The sequence below is a fragment of the Pseudomonas sp. PS01297 genome (assembly GCF_029959305.1).
GTDB lineage: Bacteria > Pseudomonadota > Gammaproteobacteria > Pseudomonadales > Pseudomonadaceae > Aquipseudomonas > Aquipseudomonas helleri.
This window is the reverse complement of record NZ_JASCPQ010000024.1, coordinates 1-22,582: the sequence shown is the minus strand read 5'-3', so window position 1 is coordinate 22,582 and position 22,582 is coordinate 1. Positions and strand designations below refer to the sequence as shown.

At 55.7% G+C, this 22,582-nt stretch carries 20 protein-coding genes and 6 tRNA genes; 7 read left to right on the top strand and 19 right to left on the bottom strand.

The window, feature by feature from the left end; genetic code table 11:
* Nucleotides 1-120: 120 nt before the first annotated feature.
* From QMX84_RS09810 to QMX84_RS09800, 3 genes are all read left to right on the top strand, one after another.
* Nucleotides 121-519 (top strand): immunity protein YezG family protein, encoded by a 399-nt coding sequence (locus tag QMX84_RS09810; protein WP_282363717.1) that lies wholly within the window; start codon nt 121-123, stop codon nt 517-519.
* 557 nt (nt 520-1,076) lie between these two features.
* Nucleotides 1,077-1,739, top strand: coding sequence for a GAD-like domain-containing protein (locus QMX84_RS09805; protein WP_282363716.1), 663 nt, complete (start codon nt 1,077-1,079; stop codon nt 1,737-1,739).
* Between the two features lie 97 nt (nt 1,740-1,836).
* On the top strand, nt 1,837-1,962 hold the full coding sequence (locus tag QMX84_RS09800; RefSeq protein ID WP_282363715.1) for a hypothetical protein: 126 nt from the start codon (nt 1,837-1,839) through the stop codon (nt 1,960-1,962).
* Nucleotides 1,963-2,079: 117 nt separating this feature from the next.
* On the opposite strand, the gene QMX84_RS09795 is transcribed toward QMX84_RS09800, so the two are convergent.
* From QMX84_RS09795 to QMX84_RS09770, 6 genes are all read right to left on the bottom strand, one after another.
* Nucleotides 2,080-2,155 (bottom strand) — tRNA-Gly (locus tag QMX84_RS09795).
* Nucleotides 2,156-2,160: 5 nt separating this feature from the next.
* A tRNA-Glu gene (locus tag QMX84_RS09790) sits at nt 2,161-2,236 on the bottom strand.
* Between the two features lie 103 nt (nt 2,237-2,339).
* Nucleotides 2,340-2,415 (bottom strand) — tRNA-Gly (locus tag QMX84_RS09785).
* 5 nt (nt 2,416-2,420) lie between these two features.
* Nucleotides 2,421-2,496: transfer RNA gene (locus QMX84_RS09780), tRNA-Glu, on the bottom strand.
* 103 nt (nt 2,497-2,599) lie between these two features.
* Nucleotides 2,600-2,675 (bottom strand) — tRNA-Gly (locus tag QMX84_RS09775).
* A 2-nt stretch (nt 2,676-2,677) separates the two neighbouring features.
* A tRNA-Glu gene (locus tag QMX84_RS09770) sits at nt 2,678-2,753 on the bottom strand.
* Nucleotides 2,754-3,126: 373 nt separating this feature from the next.
* Here QMX84_RS09770 and QMX84_RS09765 point away from each other — a divergent pair.
* The gene (locus QMX84_RS09765) at nt 3,127-3,897 is read left to right on the top strand and encodes a hypothetical protein (RefSeq protein WP_048369846.1); all 771 of its coding nucleotides are present in this window, start codon (nt 3,127-3,129) and stop codon (nt 3,895-3,897) included.
* A 160-nt stretch (nt 3,898-4,057) separates the two neighbouring features.
* Here QMX84_RS09765 and QMX84_RS09760 read toward each other — a convergent pair whose 3' ends face one another.
* Nucleotides 4,058-4,402 carry a YggL family protein gene (locus tag QMX84_RS09760; RefSeq protein WP_048369844.1) on the bottom strand — a complete coding sequence of 115 codons (345 nt, stop codon included), beginning with the start codon at nt 4,400-4,402 and terminating at the stop codon, nt 4,058-4,060.
* Nucleotides 4,403-4,634: 232 nt separating this feature from the next.
* Here QMX84_RS09760 and dacB point away from each other — a divergent pair, with 232 nt between their 5' ends.
* Nucleotides 4,635-6,101, top strand: a complete 1,467-nt coding sequence (dacB, locus tag QMX84_RS09755; protein WP_048386840.1) for a D-alanyl-D-alanine carboxypeptidase/D-alanyl-D-alanine-endopeptidase — start codon at nt 4,635-4,637, stop codon at nt 6,099-6,101.
* Between the two features lie 80 nt (nt 6,102-6,181).
* On the opposite strand, the gene rlmKL is transcribed toward dacB, so the two are convergent.
* Nucleotides 6,182-8,437, bottom strand: a complete 2,256-nt coding sequence (gene rlmKL / locus QMX84_RS09750) for a bifunctional 23S rRNA (guanine(2069)-N(7))-methyltransferase RlmK/23S rRNA (guanine(2445)-N(2))-methyltransferase RlmL (RefSeq protein ID WP_282363714.1) — start codon at nt 8,435-8,437, stop codon at nt 6,182-6,184.
* A gap of 543 nt (nt 8,438-8,980) precedes the next feature.
* Between rlmKL and QMX84_RS09745 the strand changes: the two genes are divergently transcribed.
* Entirely contained in the window at nt 8,981-9,196 is a 216-nt protein-coding gene (locus tag QMX84_RS09745; protein ID WP_082148720.1) for a ribosome modulation factor, read from the top strand.
* Between the two features lie 131 nt (nt 9,197-9,327).
* Here QMX84_RS09745 and QMX84_RS09740 read toward each other — a convergent pair whose 3' ends face one another.
* The 9 genes from QMX84_RS09740 to ppsA form a co-directional block, all read right to left on the bottom strand.
* Entirely contained in the window at nt 9,328-10,353 is a 1,026-nt protein-coding gene (locus QMX84_RS09740; RefSeq protein WP_048369838.1) for a quinone-dependent dihydroorotate dehydrogenase, read from the bottom strand.
* A 119-nt stretch (nt 10,354-10,472) separates the two neighbouring features.
* Nucleotides 10,473-11,450, bottom strand: coding sequence for an OmpA family protein (locus tag QMX84_RS09735; RefSeq protein ID WP_048369836.1), 978 nt, complete (start codon nt 11,448-11,450; stop codon nt 10,473-10,475).
* Between the two features lie 106 nt (nt 11,451-11,556).
* Nucleotides 11,557-12,147, bottom strand: coding sequence for an RNA polymerase sigma factor SigX (gene sigX / locus QMX84_RS09730; RefSeq protein ID WP_088500243.1), 591 nt, complete (start codon nt 12,145-12,147; stop codon nt 11,557-11,559).
* Nucleotides 12,148-12,240: 93 nt separating this feature from the next.
* The gene (locus tag QMX84_RS09725) at nt 12,241-13,065 is read right to left on the bottom strand and encodes a mechanosensitive ion channel family protein (protein WP_262126822.1); all 825 of its coding nucleotides are present in this window, start codon (nt 13,063-13,065) and stop codon (nt 12,241-12,243) included.
* Nucleotides 13,066-13,067: 2 nt separating this feature from the next.
* Nucleotides 13,068-13,313, bottom strand: a complete 246-nt coding sequence (locus QMX84_RS09720; protein ID WP_048369831.1) for a hypothetical protein — start codon at nt 13,311-13,313, stop codon at nt 13,068-13,070.
* A 65-nt stretch (nt 13,314-13,378) separates the two neighbouring features.
* Nucleotides 13,379-14,374 (bottom strand): zinc transporter ZntB, encoded by a 996-nt coding sequence (locus QMX84_RS09715; RefSeq protein WP_262126823.1) that lies wholly within the window; start codon nt 14,372-14,374, stop codon nt 13,379-13,381.
* Between the two features lie 41 nt (nt 14,375-14,415).
* Nucleotides 14,416-14,907, bottom strand: coding sequence for a ribonuclease E activity regulator RraA (rraA, locus tag QMX84_RS09710; protein ID WP_262126824.1), 492 nt, complete (start codon nt 14,905-14,907; stop codon nt 14,416-14,418).
* Between the two features lie 220 nt (nt 14,908-15,127).
* A complete protein-coding gene (locus QMX84_RS09705) occupies nt 15,128-16,081 on the bottom strand; it encodes a lysophospholipase (protein ID WP_262126825.1) in 954 nt (317 codons plus the stop codon).
* Nucleotides 16,082-16,183: 102 nt separating this feature from the next.
* A complete protein-coding gene (ppsA, locus tag QMX84_RS09700) occupies nt 16,184-18,559 on the bottom strand; it encodes a phosphoenolpyruvate synthase (protein WP_048369825.1) in 2,376 nt (791 codons plus the stop codon).
* 178 nt (nt 18,560-18,737) lie between these two features.
* On the opposite strand from ppsA, the gene QMX84_RS09695 reads away from it, so the two are divergent.
* The gene (locus QMX84_RS09695) at nt 18,738-19,556 is read left to right on the top strand and encodes a pyruvate, water dikinase regulatory protein (RefSeq protein ID WP_048386835.1); all 819 of its coding nucleotides are present in this window, start codon (nt 18,738-18,740) and stop codon (nt 19,554-19,556) included.
* Nucleotides 19,557-19,671: 115 nt separating this feature from the next.
* On the opposite strand, the gene prpD is transcribed toward QMX84_RS09695, so the two are convergent.
* Both prpD and prpF read right to left on the bottom strand, forming a co-directional pair.
* Complete coding sequence (gene prpD / locus QMX84_RS09690; protein WP_262126826.1) at nt 19,672-21,156, bottom strand: 2-methylcitrate dehydratase; 1,485 nt, start codon at nt 21,154-21,156, stop codon at nt 19,672-19,674.
* Between the two features lie 166 nt (nt 21,157-21,322).
* Nucleotides 21,323-22,507 carry a 2-methylaconitate cis-trans isomerase PrpF gene (gene prpF, locus QMX84_RS09685; protein ID WP_282363713.1) on the bottom strand — a complete coding sequence of 395 codons (1,185 nt, stop codon included), beginning with the start codon at nt 22,505-22,507 and terminating at the stop codon, nt 21,323-21,325.
* Nucleotides 22,508-22,582 lie beyond the last annotated feature (75 nt).

Here is a 22,582-nt window from a genome sequence, read left to right as displayed (position 1 = left end):
AATACACTGAAGATTCCCTACGACCGGACACATTAAAAGCAAAACAATGGATAGACGGGATTCCTCAAGATTTTATAATATTCGGAAACAAATTCGGCGGATAGCACAGGAGCCAACTCTATGAAACATGAAATCATAGACTTAGATGAAATCTATACAGAGATTGGCCAAGAGCTGATAAATTTGATACCTGACGACTTCAAAGAATCATGGATCAGAACAGAAATATCCGAAGATGCGTGGAGCATCAGCATTTTTTATAAGAAACCCAAAGGAACATATGGATATATAAATGACGACATAGATTCTTTAGAGAAAAAAATCAAATTACTACACTCATTTTACAAAGACAAAACCAGTGAACCTTGGAGTTCGGCTACATTCCACCTGATAAACACATTTAAAATGAGTCTAAATCTAGGTTACGAAGATATTTCGGATTTCGGAAAAAGCTCTGAGCGCCGCGAGACATGGATAAAAAACCATCTAGGCGAAGATGCAAAAATCGATTGGTACTAATTAAATTGATGGTCCCTCGTTAGCAATAAATACCCGACAAAGGTTATTTATAAGCCTGAGTAAACTTTGTGCCATTGTTGAAACCCCATCGCAACTCTTTTTGGAGCAGCAGAGCTGCGCTCCAACTTAGAGCAGGCACCCCGGCATACTAAGCGTATGACCTCAGTTCCGTGATGTAATAGGACAGTAACCAGTACTAACCACGAGGTCGATTACTGGTTGTTGCCGATTTATGACCTCCCGGGACGATTACGCGCATAAGTCATTAAAAATGCGCCGTGCCAGCTGTGTACTAACACATAGACTTGCCGCTCGAACAGCTGAACGAACTCCGGCGTCAGGAATAGCAAGCTCGATGCATGGTCGCCCACAAGCCGCGCTAATGCGCCCACACGCCGCAATCTGCCAGAGAAAGAGTTGCCTTTCAGCGGGCAAGTTAATGACGGTATTTACGAAAGTACTATTAGAAATAATTCAATGCAGTCGCCCGCGGTGATGGCTCAGACGTAAATAATACGGAACTGACAATCTGCCATCAGCCAAAAAGGAAAATAAACATGAGAGACTCTCATTTCGAATACTTCATCGAGAAATTTGGCGAAGCCACTTACAGCATGCCTGTTTCAGAAGCCACCCTTGCTCAATGGACCGGCAAGCTCCCTCCCATCTTGATGACTTACTGGCGTGAAGAAGGCTGGGCAGGGTATGCAAACGGACGAGTATGGACAGTTAATCCCGATGAATATGAAGACATCAAGGATGCATGGCTTGAGGGGACACCGCTTGTCAACATTGATAACTTCCACGTAATCGCGCGCAGCGCGTTTGGTAACCTCTATTTATGTGGCGAGAAAACGGGGAGAAGCGTGACAACTTCCTGTCTAAATAACGAAATACTGGCACTGAAAAACAAGCTAAAACCTAAACCTCTGCATGATCAAGATTCTTCAATCCAATCATTTTTTGGCTCCCGAAAACCAGATGACTTCGACTACCCTGACGCCAACGGAAAACTGCTGTTTGAACGCGCTATAAAAAAGTACGGCCCGCTTGAGCCCGATGAAATGTACGGTTTCGAACCTGCGCTCGTTATGGGTGGAAGCGTTATATTGGAGAACCTTCGACGCCTTAAGCTGGATCCACACCTCCACATTCTGCGTCAATTCGACAGTCCGACTCTTCCTTTCTCCAACATCGATTTTGACAAGTTTATGAAATAGCCATGAGTTCAAAAGCGGCCCACATCTGGAGGGTGTCCAGGCATTCGTCGCGCAAAACCATACGCCAGACGACACCCTGCGCATCGACACCGAGGCCATGACACTGGTGCTGACCCATCGCATCAGCCTGCCCAATAACCTCGATATACGGGTGCTCGAAGCGCGCTTTGAGACCGATCCGGCGGCGCAACTACTCAAGCGCTCACTGCGGGAGGTGCACTGAGTGGGCGGATGCCTGTTTGGGTAGGGAGTAAAAAGTACAGACATAAAAAAAGAGGCCTATAAGGCCTCTTTTTTTAATGCTTTAAACAGTGGCTGAGCACTCTTTAAAACAAGAATATGGAGCGGGAAACGAGACTCGAACTCGCGACCCCGACCTTGGCAAGGTCGTGCTCTACCAACTGAGCTATTCCCGCAATAATGGCGTCCCCTAGGGGACTCGAACCCCTGTTACCGCCGTGAAAGGGCGGTGTCCTAGGCCACTAGACGAAGGGGACGTTGCCCGAAACATACGCTGTACGTTTCAGTGCCAACTTCACGCACCGAAGTGTGTGCTTTGGCTTTCACTCAACCCCGCCCGAAAGCGAAGCTGCTTAAAAATGGAGCGGGAAACGAGACTCGAACTCGCGACCCCGACCTTGGCAAGGTCGTGCTCTACCAACTGAGCTATTCCCGCAATAATGGCGTCCCCTAGGGGACTCGAACCCCTGTTACCGCCGTGAAAGGGCGGTGTCCTAGGCCACTAGACGAAGGGGACGTTGCCCGAAACGTACACTGTACATTTCAGTGCCAACTGCACTCACCGAAGTGTGCGCTTTGGCTTTCACTCAACCCCGCCCGAGAGCGAAGCTGCTTAAAAATGGAGCGGGAAACGAGACTCGAACTCGCGACCCCGACCTTGGCAAGGTCGTGCTCTACCAACTGAGCTATTCCCGCAATGGCGTCCCCTAGGGGACTCGAACCCCTGTTACCGCCGTGAAAGGGCGGTGTCCTAGGCCACTAGACGAAGGGGACACACTACAACTTCACTGGTTACATGCGTTTCGCTGTTCGCTTTACGCTGCAATTGGCGCGCATTCTAGGGATGGTTTTGGAAGTCGTCAACCCCAATATGAAAATTTATTGAAATCAATGACTTCCCGTCCTTCTAGGCCTTTTCCTACACAGTGTGACGTATGACTCCTGAGGCCTATATTCCGGCCTCCTACAAGGCGCTATGATGATCAGGCTTGAGTGATGGCCAAATGCACCTATCGAATATGGACCTCTCTATAGATAGCCAACCGCCTGACCCCAATGAACTAACGCACCTGTTTAAGATCAAGCCTATTAGCAACATTGTCTGGCACACTCTATTGCAGGCAGACCACCCGAAGAGGTTTTAACGTTGACGCCTTCCATCATCACCCTGCTCGTCGTTGCCGGGATCGTGCTTTTGATCGCCATCGGCTACATCAACCACATGGTGGAACACAACAAGGTGGAAAAAGCCCGGCTCAAAACCGAGCTTAATGACCGTATCCGCCGTTGCAGTGAAGTCAACGAGACGTTTCCCGGGCAACTGATGACGTCGGCACTCAAGTTGTTGCTAACCCGCCTTGAACTCAATGCCACCCAACGTCTGTTGCTGCTGCAAAAATCCGACGCCAGCTTAAAAGCACGGGTTGCCGAGCTTGAAGCACTGGTTGCGCAAGGTGAGTCGATCCCGGTCAACAACCCGCCCAACCCGATCATGACTGAAGCCAAGGCCAAAGATGTGCGCTTTCTGCTGGAAACGCTGCATGGCCAGATCACCCGCGCCGCCAAAGACCGTGTACTGCCCGCCAATGAAGCCAAGCACTGGCTTAAAGAGATCCGTCACCTGCTGGTAGTGCTGCATATTGAGTTCTTCAATAACCTTGGCCAGTTGGCCTTCCAGCAAAACCAGCCGGGTCAGGCGCGCCTGGCCTATGAGCGCGGCGTACAGTATTTGCGCAAACAGGCCGACCCTGCCCCGTATGGCCAGTCACTCAAAGCGTTTGAAGCACAATTGGTGCGCGCCAATGCCCTGCTGCAAAGCACGCTGGAGCCCAGCAGCGATGAGGTCAACGCACTGACTGAAGGCCTTAAAACCGATGAGGCTGAGGGCGACTGGAAGAAGAAAGCCATTTACGACTAAAAATCTGTGCCATGCCCGTAGTCGTTGCCGAGCCTTGCGAGGCTAAGTCCGCAGAGAGGCGCATACAGTGTCAGCTCATGGATTTTTGAAGCAGCGCCCAGGACGGGCAAAGGTATGAAACACACAAAGGCAGCCACGCAGGCTGCCTTTATGTTTGACGTCAGGCTACCGGATTGATTGGCTTTTCCGGGTACCACACGTCCAGCAGCGGGCTCACTTCAACGCTGGTCAGCTCTGGACGAGCTTTCAACCAGGCTTCAACAGCAGCACGTTGCTCTTCGCTGACCGAGCCGCGCTTCTGCAGGCAAACCAGACCGTAGTCGTCGCCGCCAACATAGCCCAGGCCGTTAGCTTCCATGGCTTCTTTCAAGAAAGCGTCAAGGAATGCGTCGACAGCCTCATCCGACAGGTCTTCTTTGAAATCCAGGTTCAGCTCAAAACCCAGCTCCTGAAATTCATCAACGCACAGTTTTTTGCGCAGACGCTGGGAACGATTAGTAGCCATTGAACAATCCTCTTAAGTAATTACCGGCGGCACTTTACCAGCTTCAGGCTGGCGCTGCCCGGTTGCATGTGAGCGACTCATCGTTTTATCCATTAAATAAGTCAATCCCTGGCCTACGCTGATGCACAAGCCCGATAACCTTGGGGCATAATGCCAACACTTTTATGACCATCGAGGGACTTTTTGTTCATGCCCTCTTATTTTCCCCCTCGCCTGCAGGGTTTTACTTTTGATGATTAAATCTTTACGACCATTGTTTCTGGCCAGCCTGTTTTTGCCGCTCGCCTTCGGCGCCAATGCCGCCCCTGTCAACGCCACCCTGACTCCGAAAGTCCAGCAAGCGCTCAAGACCAACAAGCTGCAAGACGACGCACTGTCCTTGGTATTGCTACCGCTGACCGGCCCGGGTGTTCCGACCGTCTTCAACGCCGATGTATCGATGAACCCGGCGTCCACCATGAAACTGGTGACCACCTATGCAGCCCTGGAAATGCTCGGCCCGACCCACCAGTGGAAAACCGAGTTCTACACCGACGGCACCCTGAACAACGGTATTTTGCAGGGCAACCTGTACCTCAAAGGCGGCGGCGACCCCAAGCTCAATATGGAGAAGCTCTGGCTGTTGATGCGCGACCTGCGGGCCAACGGCGTACAGCAAATCACCGGCGACCTGGTACTGGATCGCAATTTCTTCGAACAACCGCAATTGCCGGTGTTCAACGATGACGGCAATGACGAAAACAAGCCGTTCCTGGTCAAACCCGACGCTCTGATGGTCAACCTCAAAGCCTTGCGCTTTGTGGCGCGTAACGATTCGGGCAAGGTGCTGGTCTCGGTGGAGCCGCCTATTGCGAGCATTCGCATCGACAATCAGGTCAAGGCCATCAACGCCAAGCAATGCACCGGTGATGTTCGCTACAACCCCGTCACCCAAGCCGACGGCTCGGTAATTGTCACCGTCAGCGGGCAACTGGCAGACGGCTGCAACTCTCAGACGTATCTATCCTTGCTTGATCACGCGACCTACACCGCCGGCGCCGTGCGCGCCATCTGGAAAGAGCTGGGCGGCAGCATTCAGGGTCAGGACCGTCAGGCCAGCGTCCCTAAAGGGGCAAAACTGCTGGCTCGCGCCTACTCGCCAGACCTGGCCGAGATCATTCGCGACATCAATAAATACAGCAACAACACCATGGCCCAGCAGTTGTTCCTCAGCCTCGGCGCTCAGTTCCGTACCGATGCCGACGGTGATGACGCCAAAGCCGCGCAGCGTGTGATACGCCAATGGCTGGCCAAAAAAGGCATCACAGCGCCGCATCTGGTTATGGAGAACGGCTCCGGCCTGTCGCGTGCCGAGCGTGTGAGCGCACGTGAAATGGCGCAAATGCTTCAAGCCGCCTGGAAAAGCCCCTACGCCGCCGAGTTCATCAGCTCACTGCCGATCGCGGGCAAAGACGGCACGATGCGCAAGCGCCTGAAAACCACAGCAATGAACGGTCAGGCACACATCAAGACAGGCACCCTGAATACCGTGCGCGCCATTTCCGGCTTTAGCCGCGACAGCAACGGTGACACCTGGGCCGTGGTCGCCATTCTGAACGACCCGCGCCCATGGGGTGCGTCTTCGATTCTCGACCAGGTTCTGCTAGACCTGTATCGCCAGCCAGCCGTGGCTAACCGCGCAGTGTCCATCGCGCCATAACGTCAGGCAGGCAATAAAAAAACGCCCCCGATCGCAAGAAAGGGGGCGTTTTTTATGGACTGATTACAGCTAGGCCTGCATCAGCGGGCCGTGATTTTCCAGGCCCGGTGGATTTTGCTGTTACGGGCAAAGTCCGGATCGATGGTGCTCGCGGTAATTTCTTCTACGGCATACCGCGCGGCCAGATGCTCATCCAGAACGAACTTGCGGAAGTTGTTCGAGAAGTACAGCACGCCGCCCGGCGCCAGACGCGCCATGGCCAGATCGAGCAACTGCACATGGTCGCGCTGAACGTCGAAGATGCCTTCCATGCGCTTGGAGTTGGAGAAGGTCGGCGGATCAATGAAGATCAAGTCGTACTCTTCACGGCAGGCATCCAGCCAGGCCATCACATCGCCCTGCTCCAGGCGGTTTTTGTCCGAGAAACCGTTCAGTGACAGGTTACGGCGCGCCCAGTCCAGATACGTCTTGGACAAGTCAACGCTGGTGGTGCTGCGCGCACCGCCTTTGGCTGCGTGCACGCTCGCCGTTGCGGTGTAGCAGTACAGGTTGAGGAAGCGTTTGCCGGCCGCCTCTTTCTGGATGCGCATGCGCATTGGACGGTGATCCAGAAACAAGCCGGTGTCGAGGTAATCGGTGAGGTTCACCAGCAGCTTTACGCCACCTTCCATCACTTCGGTGAACTTGCCCTGCGCGCTTTGACGCTCGTACTGCTTGGTACCGCTCTGACGCTCACGGCGCTTGACGATCACCCGGCTCTTATCGATGTTCAGCGCCTGCGGGATCGCCGCCAGGGCGTCGAACATACGGGCTGAGGCTTTTTCCGGGTCAACCGATTTAGGCGCTGCGTATTCCTGGACATGGACCCAGTCGTGATACAGGTCGATCGCCATGGAGTACTCAGGCATGTCGGCGTCGTAAACGCGGTAGCAATCAATCCCCTCGCGCTTGACCCATTTGCCCAGTGCCTTGAGGTTCTTTTGCAGACGGTTGGCAAACATCTGCCCGCCTTCGCTCAAGCGCGGTTGCTCGATCACCACCGGTGCAGGCTTGATCGGGTTGCCGTTCTTGTTGAACTTCTGCTCCACGGGCGCTTCGACCACAGACTCAGCCTGTTCACGCTCGGCCTGACGCTGCTCCGGGGTACGACGCTCACCCGTCACGAATTGATCCGGGGTGACCTTGATCAACAGCAACTTGCACGGCAAGGCGCCGTTCCAGAACGAATACTGCTTGTGGCTGCGAATGCCCATGCGCTTGCCCAGATCCGGAGCGCCGGTGAACACCGCCGCTTCCCAGTTCAAACACGCCTGACGCAGACGCTCACCGAGGTTCTGGTAGAGATAAAGCAAGCTTGCTTCATCGCCCAAGCGCTCACCGTACGGCGGGTTGCAGATGACCAGGCCTTTCTGGTTTTGATCTGGGCGCGGCTCAAAGGTCGCCACTTCACCCTGGTAAATCTTGATCCAGTGGCTCAGGCCAGCCCGCTCGATGTTGTTGCGCGCAGGCTGAATCAGCCGTGGGTCAGCCTCGTATCCGCGAATCCACAGCGGTGGCTTGGCCATGCCGATTTCTGCGCGCTCAGTGGCTTCTTCATGGAGTTTTTTCCAGATAGCCGGTACGTGACCCAACCAGGCATCAAAGCCCCAATGAATGCGATTGAGGTTCGGCGCAATGTCGGCGGCGATCATTGCGCCCTCGACCAGAAACGTACCCACACCGCACATCGGGTCAGCCAGTGCGGCGCCTTCTGCGGCCATGCGCGGCCAGCCGGCACGGATCAGCACGGCGGCGGCGAGGTTTTCTTTCAGGGGCGCAGCACCTTGCTGCAGACGGTAGCCACGCTGGTGCAGGCTGCTGCCCGACAGGTCCAGGGACAAAATCGCTTCGCCGCGATCCAGGCGCAGGTGGATACGCAAATCCGGGCTGAACTTGTCAATCGACGGGCGCTCACCAGACGGCGTACGCAGCTTGTCGACGATGGCGTCCTTGACCTTCAAGGCACCGAAGTGGGTGTTGTCGATGCCCGAGCCATGCCCGCTGAATTCAACGGCCAGGGTGCCGTCCGGAACCATGTGATCATGCCAGTCAACGTCGAGCACGCCGTTGTACAGGTCTTCGGCGTTCTTCATCGGGAAGCGCTTGAGGACCAGCAACACGCGGTTGGCAAGGCGTGACCACAGACACAAGCGGTAGGCAGTTTCCATATCTGCCAAGCCACGAATGGCCGAGGTGTGCTCGCGAGCTTCCTCAAGACCAAGGCCAATAGCCTCTTCGAGGAGCAGACCTTCAAGGCCTTTAGGGCAGGTAAGGAAGAGTTCGTTACGATCCGACATGGGATTCCTGAGCTTTTAGCTTTCTGTGGGCAGGCAACGCATCGCCTGCTCCGTTTTCAATCAAGCGCTTTTCTTGAAGAGCGCTCGCGTGGCACGAAACTGTGCCGTTCCACTTCAGCGACAACACCCACCCTGAGGCAGAGTGAGTCTAGACGCTGAGGCAGGTCATTCATTAAGAAACAACTGGTCATATTCAGACCCTTCGTCGAATAGTGCCCGAGTGGATCAGGCAGCTATTAGCAACGGAGAATGAAACTCATCATCTTTGCAAGCGCTCGTCCTGTCAGGCTTTTGCCGAAACCGGACGAGCAAAAACAGCCTGTCTTATGGCTGTAACACCATTTTCGTTACGTGCTTATGACAAAACGATCATTCCCTCACCGGAGTGCATTGGTTAGAACTGGACTCAGGTTGTCGCCGCACAGGCAACAACAGAAAGGCTCGCCACGCCGGCAGCGAGCACCCCCGACGGCAGATCAGTCTGCCCCGACCTTTGGAAGGTCGACGCTAAATAAAACAGTCAACAAGTGAGGGAAACACCCTATGAGAAGACTTAAGCGTGATCCGTTGGAAAGAGCATTTTTGCGCGGATATCAAAATGGCGTACATGGTAAATCCCGTGAGCTTTGCCCATTTACTCTACCGTCGGTACGTCAAGCCTGGATTAACGGCTGGCGCGAAGGACGCGGCGACAACTGGGACGGTATGACTGGCACTGCGGGCATCCACAGACTCAACGAAATCAACGCCGTCGGCTAACACTGGACACCTTCCGACATCACCTTGAAGCGACAACGATTTAACCTTGCCGTCCTATCCAGGCGGCGGGCTTCGGCCCAAGGGCTCCTTAAAGGAGCCCTTTTTTATGCCCGCACGCCACGCGCTGCGCGTTACTTGCGCGGCAACGCTGCAATGGCATCAACCGATTCGCGAATCAGCGCCGGGCCTTTGTAGATAAAGCCTGAGTAGATCTGCACCAGGCTCGCACCCGCGGCGATTTTCTCAGCCGCGTGCTTGCCTTCTGTAATCCCGCCGGCCGCGATGATCGGCAAACGCCCTGCCAGTTCAGCGGCCAGCACCTTGACGGTGTGCGTGCTTTTTTCAAGCACCGGGGCGCCAGACAAGCCGCCCGCCTCATCCCCATGGGCCAAACCTTCAACGCCGACGCGGCTAAGCGTGGTGTTGGTGGCGATAACAGCGTCCATGCCGGTCTCCAGCAGCGCCTGAGCCACGAGCACGGTTTCTTCGTCGCTCATGTCCGGTGCGATCTTGATCGCCAGCGGTACGCGCTTACCGTGGCGCTGCGTCAGTTCGTTCTGGCGCAGTTGTAGGGCTTCGAGCAACTGCTTGAGCGAATCACCGAACTGCAAGCTGCGCAAACCCGGTGTGTTCGGCGAACTGACGTTGACGGTGACGTAGCTGGCGTGGGCATACACCTTGTCCAGGCAGATCAGGTAATCGTCGACGGCACGCTCAACCGGCGTGTCGAAGTTCTTGCCGATATTGATACCCAGAATGCCGCTGTAGCGGGCCGCCTGAACGCGACTCAGCAAATGATCAACCCCAAGGTTGTTAAAGCCCATGCGGTTGATGATGGCCTGCGCTTCCGGCAAGCGAAAAATACGTGGCTTTGGATTGCCTGGCTGAGGGCGCGGCGTGACCGTGCCGATCTCAACAAAGCCAAAACCCAATTGGGCGAAACCATCGATGGCTGCGCCGTTTTTATCCAGACCGGCAGCCAGACCGACCGGGTTTGGAAAATTCAGCCCCATGACTGTCACTGGCAGCTTCGCCGGTGCCTTGCACAACAAACCATTAAGCCCCAGACGGCCGCCCGCCCCGATCAAATCCAGCGACAGATCGTGAGAGGCTTCAGGGGACAGTTTGAAAAGCAGCTGGCGGGCCAGGTTATACATGGGCGCAATGGACTCGAAGGGTGACGGAAAGTGGGCGCAATTATAGCCGCGCCGCCTGGCAAATCACAGGCAAAGAAAAACCCGGCCGGAGCCGGGTTTTTCTGGCAGCTTATCTAAAATTAATTAGATTGAGCTTGTACAACGGCTTCAACGCGACGGTTCAGAGCGCGGCCTTCGTCAGTTGCGTTAGTAGCAACTGGATCTGCCTTACCGTGACCAACTGCGTCTACACGGCCAGCCGAAACACCTTGCTGTACCAGAGCCTGACGCACAGAGTCAGCACGACGCTGGGACAGTTTCAGGTTGTAAGCATCGGTACCGACGCTGTCAGTGTAACCATTCACAGTAGTGCTGGTCGCAGGGTACTGCTGCATGAACTGAGCAACGTTCTTGATGTCTGGCAGGTACTGAGACTTAACAACGGCTTTGTCGAAGTCGAACTTAACGTCCAGCTCAACTTTAACCACTTCAGCGATCGGAGCTTCTGGTTCTGGCTCAGCGATTGGTGCTGGAGCTGGAACTGGAGCAGGAGCTACTTTGCCACCGCTGCCACCGAAGTTCACACCCAGACCAACGGTAGGAGCGTAGTCCCAACGGCCGTTGTCCAGTTTGTAGTCAGCCTCAACGCCAGCACGGGCGAACAGGTTGTCAGTGATGTACCACTTAACACCAGCGCCAGCAGTCAGGAAAGTCGACTTGTCGCGACCGCTGTGGCCATCAGCCTCAACGTTGGTCATGCTCTTGTGAGCAACACCGCCGGAAACGTATGGACGCAGAGCGTCGCCTACGGTGCCGAAGTGGTACTGAGCGTTCAGACCAAAGTTGTCACCTTGCAGCTTCTGGTGACCAGTGCCGTCGTTCGAACGGGTGTGGTTGGTCTTGTCGTACGCGAAGTTGATCGAAACGTCATCAGTGATGAAGTAACCGATCGAGGCGCCTGGGTTGTAACCGTCTTCAACGTGGTTGACGCTGTCGTTGTACTGTTTTTTGTAGAACAGTTCACCCTCGACCGCGCCTTGGCCTTGTGCCAGGGCACCGAACGAAGTTGCGGCTACAAAGGAACCAATGGCAATGCCCAAGGTGTTTTTCAGTTTCATCCGTTAAATCCCCATCTGGTGATTGTAAAGCAGTCCCACATACCGGGGGACAACTCGGCGGCAAGTCTATCAGACCTTGCCTACACGTAGAGCCATTTGCACTGAACTAAGTTTCAGCAAGACCTGCAAATTTCTCACGCAATTTATCAAGAGCGCGCTTGTATCTCATCTTCGTCGCGCTCAAACCCATATGCATTATGTCTGCGATTTCCTGAAATTCCAGTTCTGCGACAAAACGCAGCACTAAAATTTCGCGATCAATCGGGTTCACATGCACCAACCAGCGATCAAGTCCGCCCTTTTCCTCAGGTTTCGGCGCCTTTTCCTCAGACGCTTCCTCAAGGGGGTCAATACTTAATGCGTCCATCAAGCGACGCTTTCGCCGTTCCTTTCGATACTGTGTGATGCATTCGTTGTAAGTGATGCTATATAGCCATGTCTTGAATTTCGATTTTCCTTCGAAATTTTTCAAGCCGTACAACACCTTAAGCATCACTTCCTGACAGACATCATCCGCGTCCCTATCGTTCCCTAAGTACCTTGAACAAACGTTGAACAAAGTGCGTTGATAGCGGCGCATCAATTCTTCATAAGCACGCGTCACGTGAAACAACTCATCATGCGCGCGCGCAACCAACTCCTCATCAGAGAGCTCGCGGGGATCGTAGCGCATGGATAGCGATTGGGCTTTATTCAAAACGAGTCGTGCCGACAGTCAGGTCAATGGCCACCGTATCAGCCTTCAAAGCAGGCATTTTTACGGCGGCATACATTAGCAGGGTTTGCCGCATTAGCGGCTTGTCACGTGCTGCTCCAGCAAGATCCGATTGGAAATTGAGACTAGCTCACCTTCCTCGGTCAGCAACGTGGTTTTAACCGTGCCGATCTCTTCGATCTGCCCTTCGACCTCGCCAACTCGCACTTCTTGCCCAACCTGGTACAACTCACGCACATAGATCCCGGCCAGAATCTGACCGGCAATTTCACGACTTCCCAAGCCCATGGCCAAGGCCACAGCCAGACCAACGGTAATCAAAACAATCACAATCACGTGGTTCAGCAGGTCGGTTTTGACCTCCAACTGACTGATAGCCACAGAAATACTGATGATGATGACCAGCCCCTGAGCAACACGCCCCAGGCCACTTGCATAATCAAACCCGACGCTCTCGGCCGCTCCGCGCACCAAGCCATTGAGCAACTGTGCAAGTAGCACACCCGCCAACAACACTAGCAAAGCACCAAAAACCTTGGGCAAATAAACCGTAAAAATATCCAGTGCCGCAGAAACGCGGTCCAGCCCCAGCGATTGCGCCGCTGACACCAGAAACACCAGCAGGATGAACCAGTAAACAATTTTGCCGATGAGGATCGAGATCGGCACCTTGATGCCGACGCGAGCCAGAATCTTGGTCAGGCCGGTGCCGCCCATGAGGCGATCGAGGCCCAACTTTGCAAGCAACTTGGACAGCAGGGTATCGAGCAGTTTGGCAACCACGAAGCCCAGCAGTACGACAACCAGCGCCCCGAAAAGGTTCGGGATGAAGTTGGCAATTTTAGTCCACAGGGCAGTCATTGCCGTGACCAGGCTCTGAGTCCAGAGATCAAGTTCCATGTTCAATCAGCCTTATCAACAGGGCGAGCAGCAGGTTTGCGCCGCGAAACGGGCGCAATATGGGCCGAACCGCTATTCAATGCAATCGTCAGCGCTTGCATCCAGCGACCGGGCAGGCTGAAAAGATCGCCCGCGCCTACCTGGCGATTGGCGGTTTTCAGCACTCGCCCCAAACACGCATCATCGTCACGGCTGGATGACGGCGTTTTGAGCATTTCACGTAGCGACTGTTCAAACGGATCGTGCATATGCACCTCTCGGTATCTCAGTGAAAGACGCAAGCTACTTTAATCGGGTCACATTTCGCGCCCATTCAGAGCCACTGCAAACGTCGATAAAACCACCACTGCACGACGGCAATCACCACCATCAGGCTGCAAACCACGGGAAAACCCCAGGGATTATTAGAGAACGGCACGCCGCCCACATTGATCCCGAGCAAGCCCGTGAGAAATGTAATCGGTAAAAAGATCCCGGTGATCACCCCGAAGCGGTACATGATGCGGCTCATGCGCTCGCTCATGCGCCGGTCTACGGCCTCAAGCACCAGCCCCACGCGCTCTCGCGTGAGTTCGAGCTCTTCCAGGTAACGCGTCAGGCTGTTGTTGAGCTCGTTCCAGTAATCGAGCACATCACTGCTGAACCACGGGATTTTTGTTCGCGCGAGCTGCCCGAAAATATCCCGTTGCGGCGCCAGAAAACGACGTAAACCGGCAGCTCTTCGACGGATCGGCAAAATAGCACCGTGCTCCGGGGTATACCGTTCGTCGGCATCTATCTTATCTTCTTCGTCATCGACGATTTCTGACAGGTCGCCGATCAAGTCCTGGACCTTCAACGTCAGGTTTTGAGCCAGGTACAAGATCAATTCGGCAGGGTCTTTAGGGCCATCGCCTTGCTCAAAATCATTGAGCATTTCATCAATGGCACGCAGCCTTCGCAAACGCAGTGAGATCACCCGCTGCGAACTGCCAAAGATGCGCAACGAAACCATGTCTTCAGGTTCTGCGCCAGGATTGAGGTTAACCCCGCGCAAAAACAGCAACAGCTCGTTGTTGGGCAAGGTCAACAGACGCGGACGGGTGTTTTCTTCGAGCAGCAAATCACAACTGAAATCGCTCAAACCACTGGAACCGCGCAGCCAGGTCTGGGCTTGCGGGTGACTGCGATCCCAGTGCAACCAAAGGCTTTCATGACTGTGCAGTTCCAGCGTGTCCAGCTCAGTACGCGGGATATGGCGAGCACCGCCCTTACCGTCCAGCACCAGGGCATACACCAGCCCCCATTGTGCGTTGTCTTCCTCTTGCATCCGTGGTCCTTGTGATTAGAGCGATGAGCTTTTGCCCTGAATCATGTCGGCATTTTCAGAGCTGAAGGCGAAATAATAACGCCATTGTTATCGGCATAAATGAATTCTCCGGGCCGGAACGTGACACCCGCAAAGGTCACCGCCACGTTCAAATCGCCAATGCCGCGCTTGTCAGTCTTCATCGGGTGGCTGGCCAGCGCCTGAACGCCCAGGTCTGTTTGCGCAATCACGTCAACGTCACGGATGCAGCCATAAATCACCAAACCTTCCCAGCCATTTTTAGCGGCCTTTTCAGCCAGCATGTCGCCCAGCAACGCCCGGCGCAGGGAACCGCCGCCATCCACCACCAACACCTTGCCATCCCCCTTGAGTTCAACCTGCTCCTTGACCAGCGAGTTGTCTTCAAAGCACTTGATGGTCACGATCTCACCACCAAAGGAATCACGTCCGCCAAAGTTGCTGAACATGGGGTCCAGCACTTGCACTAGCTCTGGATAGGCATCGCACAAGTCGGGGGTAAGGTAGTGATTCATGAACTAGCTCCTGTTTAAGGTGGGCACAGCAAGATGAAAAACGGCAGCACTACTGTTATAGACGTTCTGACGAGCGCTGGCGTTAAACAGGCCACGCACTCGCCAACGAGAACTCATTAGCTAACCAGCCACGAAATGTGACCAGAAACACCACGAACGTCATAGAGTAGCCGCAACCACTACCCGCTGAAACCCCCTATGCCTTGCCGAGCGAGTTCAATCAACGCATCTCAGCGTGGTTCAGCCAGTTAAGCACCCGCGGCCACACCTCTTGCTGAGCCGCCGGGCTCGCCAGCATCTCGACATGGTTAAAGTCTGAGCTGAACCCGTGCTCGCGCCCAAGGCACACAAACTGGCGCTGCGCGGCGCCCATCTGGTCATACAGTTTGCGGCAAGCCCATTCTGGCGTTTGTCGGTCGCCCGCCGCGGCCACCACCAGCACCGGCAGTTCAACTTGTGCCAAACCTGCCCACCAATCGCGATCCGCGTCTTTAAAACGGCCCATAAAGCCATTCCAGCGCAGGGTTTCGAGTGCGATGCTGACCGGCTCATCCTCAGGGCCACGTTTAAGACGGGTGCCTGACAACTGCGCAAATCGCTTCAACAGCAGGTAAGCGCCCCACTGCACCGGCGGAATTTTCAGCGACCAGTAGCGGCGATTGATCTGACAGCCGAAAAACGCCGCCGAAGCCACGTCTGCCGCCTGCAGATACTCACCGCCCAGGGCCGCCGCCAGGCTGATAGCGCCTTGGGAATGGCCAAGCCAATGCGGCGTTTGCCCGCTTTGTTCACGCACAAACGCACCAATGGCCGGCAAATCGTAGCGGGCGTAGTCCGCTACCCGGTTTTTGGCCCAGTGAATATTGCGCGACGACAAGCCATGGCCGCGCATTTCAGGCAGCCACACATCAAAGCCGGCCCGAGCCAAAAAGGCCCCTAGCCCGACACCTTTGGGCGAATACCAGAAGCGACGATTGGAAAAACTGCCGTGCAACAAAATGACCGGCACACCCCGCACTTGGCCCGCATCGGCCATGCCCAGACGGGTCACCACCAACTCCACGGAAATATCCGGGCTGTTGGCGGGTTTCAAGCGATAAACGTCTTCGCTCAAATCACCCCGACGCTCAGCGCTGATCAGGGCAACGGGAAATAAATGACTGCTGCTTTGCATAATGCTCTTGCACAAAAAAGGGCGAATCCGAACACGAACTCGCCCTAACACGTATAGAGAGCAAGGCAACCGATGGGTTGCCCTGCCCCTTCTCTCAACGACTCAAGCTTGCGCTTGGCCTTCAGCCAGGAAGAACCAGGTTTCCAGTACGGTGTCCGGGTTCAACGACACGCTTTCAATGCCTTGCTCCATCAGCCACAGCGCCAGATCCGGGTGATCGGATGGGCCCTGACCGCAAATACCGATGTATTTGCCAGCCTTGTTGCACGCCTGAATAGCGTTGGACAGCAGCTTTTTAACGGCCGGGTTACGCTCGTCAAACAAGTGAGCGATCACGCCGGAATCACGATCCAGGCCCAGGGTCAACTGAGTCAGGTCGTTGGAACCGATCGAGAAGCCGTCGAAGAATTCAAGGAACTCTTCAGCCAGAATCGCGTTGGATGGCAGCTCGCACATCATGATGATGCGCAGGCCGTTTTCGCCACGCTTGAGGCCGTTTTCAGCCAGCAAGTCGATCACCTGGCTCGCTTCGCCCAGGGTGCGTACGAACGGCACCATGATTTCGACGTTGGTAAAGCCCATGTCGTTGCGCACGCGCTTGAGGGCACGGCACTCGAGCTCGAAGCAATCGCGGAAGTTTTCGCTGATGTAACGCGAAGCACCACGGAAGCCCAGCATCGGGTTTTCTTCTTCCGGCTCGTACAGTTTGCCGCCGATCAGGTTGGCGTATTCGTTGGACTTGAAGTCCGACAGACGCACGATCACTTTTTTCGGGGTAAACGCGCCAGCCAGGGTGCTGATGCCTTCAACCAGTTTGTCGACGTAGAAATCAACCGGGTCGCTGTAACCCGCGATGCGCTTGTCGACGCTGTCTTTGATTTCTTGCGGCAAACCGTCGTAGTTCAGCAGTGCCTTTGGGTGCACGCCGATCATACGGTTGATGATGAACTCCAGACGGGCCAGGCCCACACCGGCGTTCGGCAGTTGTGCGAAGTCAAACGCACGGTCCGGGTTACCCACGTTCATCATGATTTTGAACGGCAGTTCCGGCATGGCATCGACGGAGTTTTTCTTGATGTCGAAGCCCAGTTCACCTTCAAAGATGAAACCGGTATCGCCTTCAGCACACGAAACCGTCACGCCCTGGCCGTCTTTGAGCAACTGAGTGGCGTTACCGCAACCGACGACCGCAGGGATACCCAACTCACGCGCGATGATCGCGGCGTGGCAGGTACGGCCACCACGGTTGGTAACGATAGCGCTGGCGCGCTTCATGACCGGTTCCCAGTCCGGGTCAGTCATGTCCGACACCAACACGTCGCCCGGCTGGACTTTGTCCATCTCGGAGACGTCTTTAATGATGCGAACCTTACCCGCGCCGATGCGCTGGCCAATGGCGCGACCTTCAACCAGCACAGTGCCGGTTTCTTTGAGCAGGTAACGCTCCATCACGTTGGCCTGGGTGCGGCTCTTCACGGTTTCAGGGCGGGCCTGAACAATGTACAGCTTGCCGTCGTCGCCATCTTTGGCCCATTCGATGTCCATCGGGCACTTGTAGTGCTTCTCGATGATCATCGCTTGCTTGGCCAGTTCGTTGATTTCAGCGTCGCTCAGGCAGAAACGCTCGCGGTCCGCCTTCTCTACGTCGATGACCTTGACCGATTTACCGGCCTTGGCTTCGTCGCCGTAGATCATTTTGATCGCTTTGCTACCCAGGTTGCGGCGCAGAATCGCTGGGCGACCGGCTTCCAGGGTTGGTTTGTGAACGTAGAATTCGTCCGGGTTGACCGCGCCTTGTACGACGGTTTCGCCCAGGCCGTAGGCGCCAGTGATGAACACCACGTCACGGAAGCCCGACTCGGTGTCCAGGGTGAACATCACGCCTGCGGTGCCGGTTTCGGAACGAACCATGCGCTGTACGCCAGCCGACAGGGCCACCAGCTTGTGGTCAAAACCTTGGTGCACGCGGTAAGAAATCGCACGGTCGTTGAACAGGGAAGCGAACACTTCCTTGGCCGCACGAATCACGTTTTCAACGCCACGGATGTTCAGGAAGGTTTCTTGCTGACCGGCAAAGGAGGCGTCCGGCAAGTCTTCGGCGGTGGCCGAAGAACGTACGGCAACGGCCATGTCCGGGTTGCCTTGCGAGAGGGTCGCAAACGCAGCACGGATTTCAGCGTTGAGTTTCTCAGGGAACTCGGCTTCCATGATCCATTGACGGATCTGGGCGCCGGTCTTGGCCAGGGCGTTGACGTCATCAACATCCAGCGCGTCCAACGCTGCATGGATCTGATCATTCAAGCCGCTCAGCTCAAGAAAATCACGGTATGCCTGGGAAGTCGTCGCAAAACCACCGGGAACCGATACACCAGCGCCTGCAAGGTTGCTGATCATCTCGCCGAGGGATGCGTTCTTGCCCCCCACATGCTCCACATCATGGACGCCGAGCTTATCGAGGGAAACTACGTACTCTACCAAGGTGATCTCTCCACTAACTGTGTTGGAAAAGCTCAGGGTGCCGGACACTCCGTCTATGGAGTCTCTCGGCGATTGTGGCCTGGACCTGGAAAATAAGTGACACTGCCTGCCATTGCGGGCGACAAAATCGCGCCTATCATATCCAAGAAACGTCACCAGCTTAAGGCCCAAGGCGCAAATGAAACGATCTGCTTTCTTTATATCCGACGGCACCGGCATCACAGCCGAAACCCTCGGCCAGAGTTTGTTGGCGCAATTCGAAAACGTGACCTTCAGCAAATTCACACGCCCTTATATAGATAGCGTGGAAAAAGCGCGGGCAATGGTACAACAAATCGACAACGCCGCCGAAAAAGACGGTGTTCGCCCGATAATCTTCGACACTATCGTCAATCAGGATATTCGCGAAGTCCTCGCCACCGCCAATGGCTTCATGATCGACATTTTCTCCAGCTTCCTGGCGCCTCTGGAGCAGGAACTGGCGGAACATTCCTCCTATTCGGTGGGTAAATCCCACTCAATTGGCCATAACTCCAACTATATGGAGCGTATCGAGGCGGTGAACTTTGCCCTCGACAACGACGACGGCGCGCGCACACACAAATACGACAAGGCTGACCTGATTCTGGTAGGTGTGTCACGTTGCGGCAAAACCCCGACCTGCCTGTACATGGCCATGCAATTCGGCATTCGTGCGGCCAACTACCCGTTGACCGAAGACGATATGGAAAGCCTGAAGCTGCCCGCGGCCTTGCGCGCGCACAAGCACAAACTGTTCGGCCTGACCATCGACCCGGACCGCCTCACCGCCATTCGCAACGAGCGCAAGCCCAACAGCCGCTACTCCAGCTACGCCCAGTGCGAATTTGAAGTGCGCGAAGTCGAAAGCCTGTTCCAGCGCGAAAACATCCCGCACATCAACTCCACGCATTTCTCGGTAGAAGAAATCTCGGCCAAGATCCTGGTCGAAAAAGGCGTGGAGCGACGCTTCAAGTGAAGCGCTGACATTCCCTGTAGCCGCTGCCGAAGGCTGCGATAAGGACCGCAGGGCCTTCCTGCGATCTTAGAAGCGCGACCGATCGCAGCCTTCGGCAGCGGCTACAGAACCTCTGTTAAATCACCAGCAAATCTACAAATGTATGAACCGGCGTCGCTTCAAGCTTCGCCTGATCTTTGCACAGTTCAAAAATCTGCTTGCAGCGCTGGCCGACAAAGCGCGTGGCCAGGTTGGCCTTGAACTTGTCTTCCAGCAACGGAATGCCCTCAGCACGGCGCCGACGATGGCCAATCGGGTACTCCACCACTACTTGCTCAGTGTGGCTGCCGTCCTTGAAAAACACCTGAATGGCGTTGGCAATCGAACGTTTGTCGGCCTCCAGGTATTCGCGGGTGTAGCGCGGTTCTTCGACAATTACCATCTTCTCGCGCAGCTCATCAATGATCGGATGCGCGGCGTGGAAGTCGTCTTCGTACTGTTCCGCCACCAGATTGCCAAATGCCAGCGGCACGGCAGTCATGTATTGAATGCAGTGATCTCGATCCGCCGCATTGGCCAACTGGCCTTGCTTGGAAATGATCCGGATCGCGGATTCATGGGTAGTAATCACGATTTTGTCGATCTCATGCAGGCGATCTTTCACCTGCGGGTGCAAGGTGACAGCCGCTTCGCACGCCGTCTGCGCATGGAACTCGGCCGGGAAACTGATCTTGAACAGCACGTTTTCCATCACATAAGTGCCATAGGGCTGTGACAGGCTGAATTGACGCTGACTTTCAGGCTTAAGCGCCAGGTCCTTGTTGGTGTGGCTGAACAGCACGTCGTAAAAGCCCCACTGCGGCGCCGTCAACACACCCGGAATACCCATTTCACCGCGCAGCGCGATATCCGCCAGACGCACGCCGCGGCTCGACGCATCCCCCGCCGCCCACGACTTGCGCGAGCCGGCGTTTGGCGCGTGGCGATAGGTGCGCAAGGCCTGACCATCGACAAACGCATGGGACAACGCCGCCAGCAACTGCTCGCGATCAGCGCCCATCAGCTTGGCGCAGACCGCCGTCGACGCGACTTTCACCAGCAGCACATGGTCAAGGCCGACGCGATTGAAAGAGTTTTCCAGAGCAATGACGCCTTGAATCTCATGCGCCATGATCATCGCTTCCAGCACCGCACGCACGGTCAACGGCGCTTCGCCATTGGCCACACGCTTTTGCGAGAGATGGTCGGCCACCGCCAGAATCCCGCCCAGGTTATCCGAAGGATGCCCCCACTCCGCCGCCAGCCAGGTGTCGTTGTAATCCAGCCAACGCACTATACAGCCGATGTCCCACGCAGCCTTGACCGGGTCCAGGCGAAACGATGTACCGGGCACACGGGCGCCAAACGGCACCACCGTGCCTTCGACAATCGGGCCCAGGTGTTTGGTGCATTCCGGAAAACGTAACGCCAGCAAGCCGCAGCCCAAGGTGTCCATCAGGCAGTTACGGGCGGTATTCAGGGCTTCTTGGGAAGTGATGCGGTAAGTCAGGACATAGTCGGCAATGTCCTGCAAGACCTTGTCATAGTCGGGACGGTTGTTGAGGTCGACGTTGGCGCTCATGTGGAGTGACTCCAAGTGGGTGAATGAGTGTCGTGTTCCATCCTCAGGGTCAGGCTGGCAGGTCTGAATGCCCGCTCTAATTACCAGCTGTAAGAGCGAGCTTGCCTCGCGATCTCTTAACCACCCAACAGATCGCGAGACAAGCTCGCTCCTACAGATTGTTCTTTCAAATCGGGGGCACCCGCACCCAACCTTCCATCAAGACCCGCGCGCTGCGGCTCATGATGGCTTTGGTCACGGTCCATTCGCCGTCAATCTGCTGCGCTTGTGCGCCCACCCGCAAGGTGCCCGACGGGTGGCCGAAGCGCACGGCGCTGCGCAATTCGCCACCCGCCGCCAAGTTGACCAGCGTGCCCGGAATGGCGGCTGCTGTGCCAATCGCCACGGCGGCAGTGCCCATCATCGCGTGGTGCAGTTTGCCCATCGACAAGGCACGCACCAGCAAATCAATGCTGTTCGCGCTCACCGGCTTACCGCTGGACGACAGGTAATCCGCAGGCTTGGCCACAAACGCCACTTTGGGTGTGTGCTGGCGCTTGGCGGCATCGTCGAGGTTATCGATCAGGCCCATGCGCAACGCACCGTACGCACGAATGGTTTCGAACAGCGCCAGCGCTTTCGCATCCGCGTTGATGTCGTTCTGCAGTTCGGTGCCGGTGTAACCGATGTCGTGGGCATTGACGAAAATGGTCGGGATGCCGGCATTGATCATCGTGACTTTAAGGGTGCCGACGCCCGGCACTTCCAGGTCGTCCACCAGGTTGCCGGTGGGGAACATCGAACCGCCCGCACCCTCTTCTTCTGCCGCCGGGTTGAGGAACTCAAGCTGAACCTCTGCAGCCGGAAAGGTCACGCCATCCAGTTCAAAGTCGCCGGTTTCCTGGACCGCGCCGTCGGTGATAGGCACGTGGGCAATAATGGTTTTGCTGATGTTGGCTTGCCAGATGCGCACCACCGCCGTGCCGTTGCGCGGAATAAGGCTCGGGTCGACCAGACCGCTGCTGATGGCGAACGAGCCGACCGCCGCCGACAGGTTGCCGCAGTTGCCGCTCCAGTCGACAAAAGGCTTGTCGATCGACACCTGACCAAACAGGTAGTCGACATCATGGTCAGCGTGCAGGCTTTTGCTGACGATCACGGTTTTGCTGGTACTGGATGTGGCGGCGCCCATGCCGTCGATTTGCTTCTCATACGGGTCCGGGCTGCCGATTACCCGCAGCAACAGCGCATCACGGGCCGCGCCCGGCACCTGAGCCACGTCAGGCAAGTCGAGCAGGCTGAAAAAAACCCCTTTACTGGTACCGCCCCGCATATACGTCGCCGGGATTTTGATTTGCGCTGCAAAAGCCATGAATAGAATCCTGTCATTTGCCTGTAGGAGCGAGCTCGCCTCGCGATCTTTTTAAAAGATCAAAAGATCGCGAGG

Coding starts and splice junctions, on each gene's coding strand:
- dacB (WP_048386840.1), top strand. CDS start 4,635: ATGATTAAATCTTTACGACCATTGTTTCTGGCCAGCCTGTTTTTGCCG.
- QMX84_RS09705 (WP_262126825.1), bottom strand. CDS start 16,081: ATGCAAAGCAGCAGTCATTTATTTCCCGTTGCCCTGATCAGCGCTGAG.
- QMX84_RS09810 (WP_282363717.1), top strand. CDS start 121: ATGAAACATGAAATCATAGACTTAGATGAAATCTATACAGAGATTGGC.
- prpD (WP_262126826.1), bottom strand. CDS start 21,156: ATGAGCGCCAACGTCGACCTCAACAACCGTCCCGACTATGACAAGGTC.
- QMX84_RS09720 (WP_048369831.1), bottom strand. CDS start 13,313: ATGCACGATCCGTTTGAACAGTCGCTACGTGAAATGCTCAAAACGCCG.
- prpF (WP_282363713.1), bottom strand. CDS start 22,507: ATGGCTTTTGCAGCGCAAATCAAAATCCCGGCGACGTATATGCGGGGC.
- QMX84_RS09695 (WP_048386835.1), top strand. CDS start 18,738: ATGAAACGATCTGCTTTCTTTATATCCGACGGCACCGGCATCACAGCC.
- QMX84_RS09800 (WP_282363715.1), top strand. CDS start 1,837: ATGACACTGGTGCTGACCCATCGCATCAGCCTGCCCAATAACCTCGAT.
- rlmKL (WP_282363714.1), bottom strand. CDS start 8,437: ATGTCGGATCGTAACGAACTCTTCCTTACCTGCCCTAAAGGCCTTGAA.
- QMX84_RS09725 (WP_262126822.1), bottom strand. CDS start 13,065: ATGGAACTTGATCTCTGGACTCAGAGCCTGGTCACGGCAATGACTGCC.
- QMX84_RS09715 (WP_262126823.1), bottom strand. CDS start 14,374: ATGCAAGAGGAAGACAACGCACAATGGGGGCTGGTGTATGCCCTGGTG.
- QMX84_RS09735 (WP_048369836.1), bottom strand. CDS start 11,450: ATGAAACTGAAAAACACCTTGGGCATTGCCATTGGTTCCTTTGTAGCC.
- QMX84_RS09740 (WP_048369838.1), bottom strand. CDS start 10,353: ATGTATAACCTGGCCCGCCAGCTGCTTTTCAAACTGTCCCCTGAAGCC.
- rraA (WP_262126824.1), bottom strand. CDS start 14,907: ATGAATCACTACCTTACCCCCGACTTGTGCGATGCCTATCCAGAGCTA.
- QMX84_RS09805 (WP_282363716.1), top strand. CDS start 1,077: ATGAGAGACTCTCATTTCGAATACTTCATCGAGAAATTTGGCGAAGCC.
- QMX84_RS09760 (WP_048369844.1), bottom strand. CDS start 4,402: ATGGCTACTAATCGTTCCCAGCGTCTGCGCAAAAAACTGTGCGTTGAT.
- QMX84_RS09745 (WP_082148720.1), top strand. CDS start 8,981: ATGAGAAGACTTAAGCGTGATCCGTTGGAAAGAGCATTTTTGCGCGGA.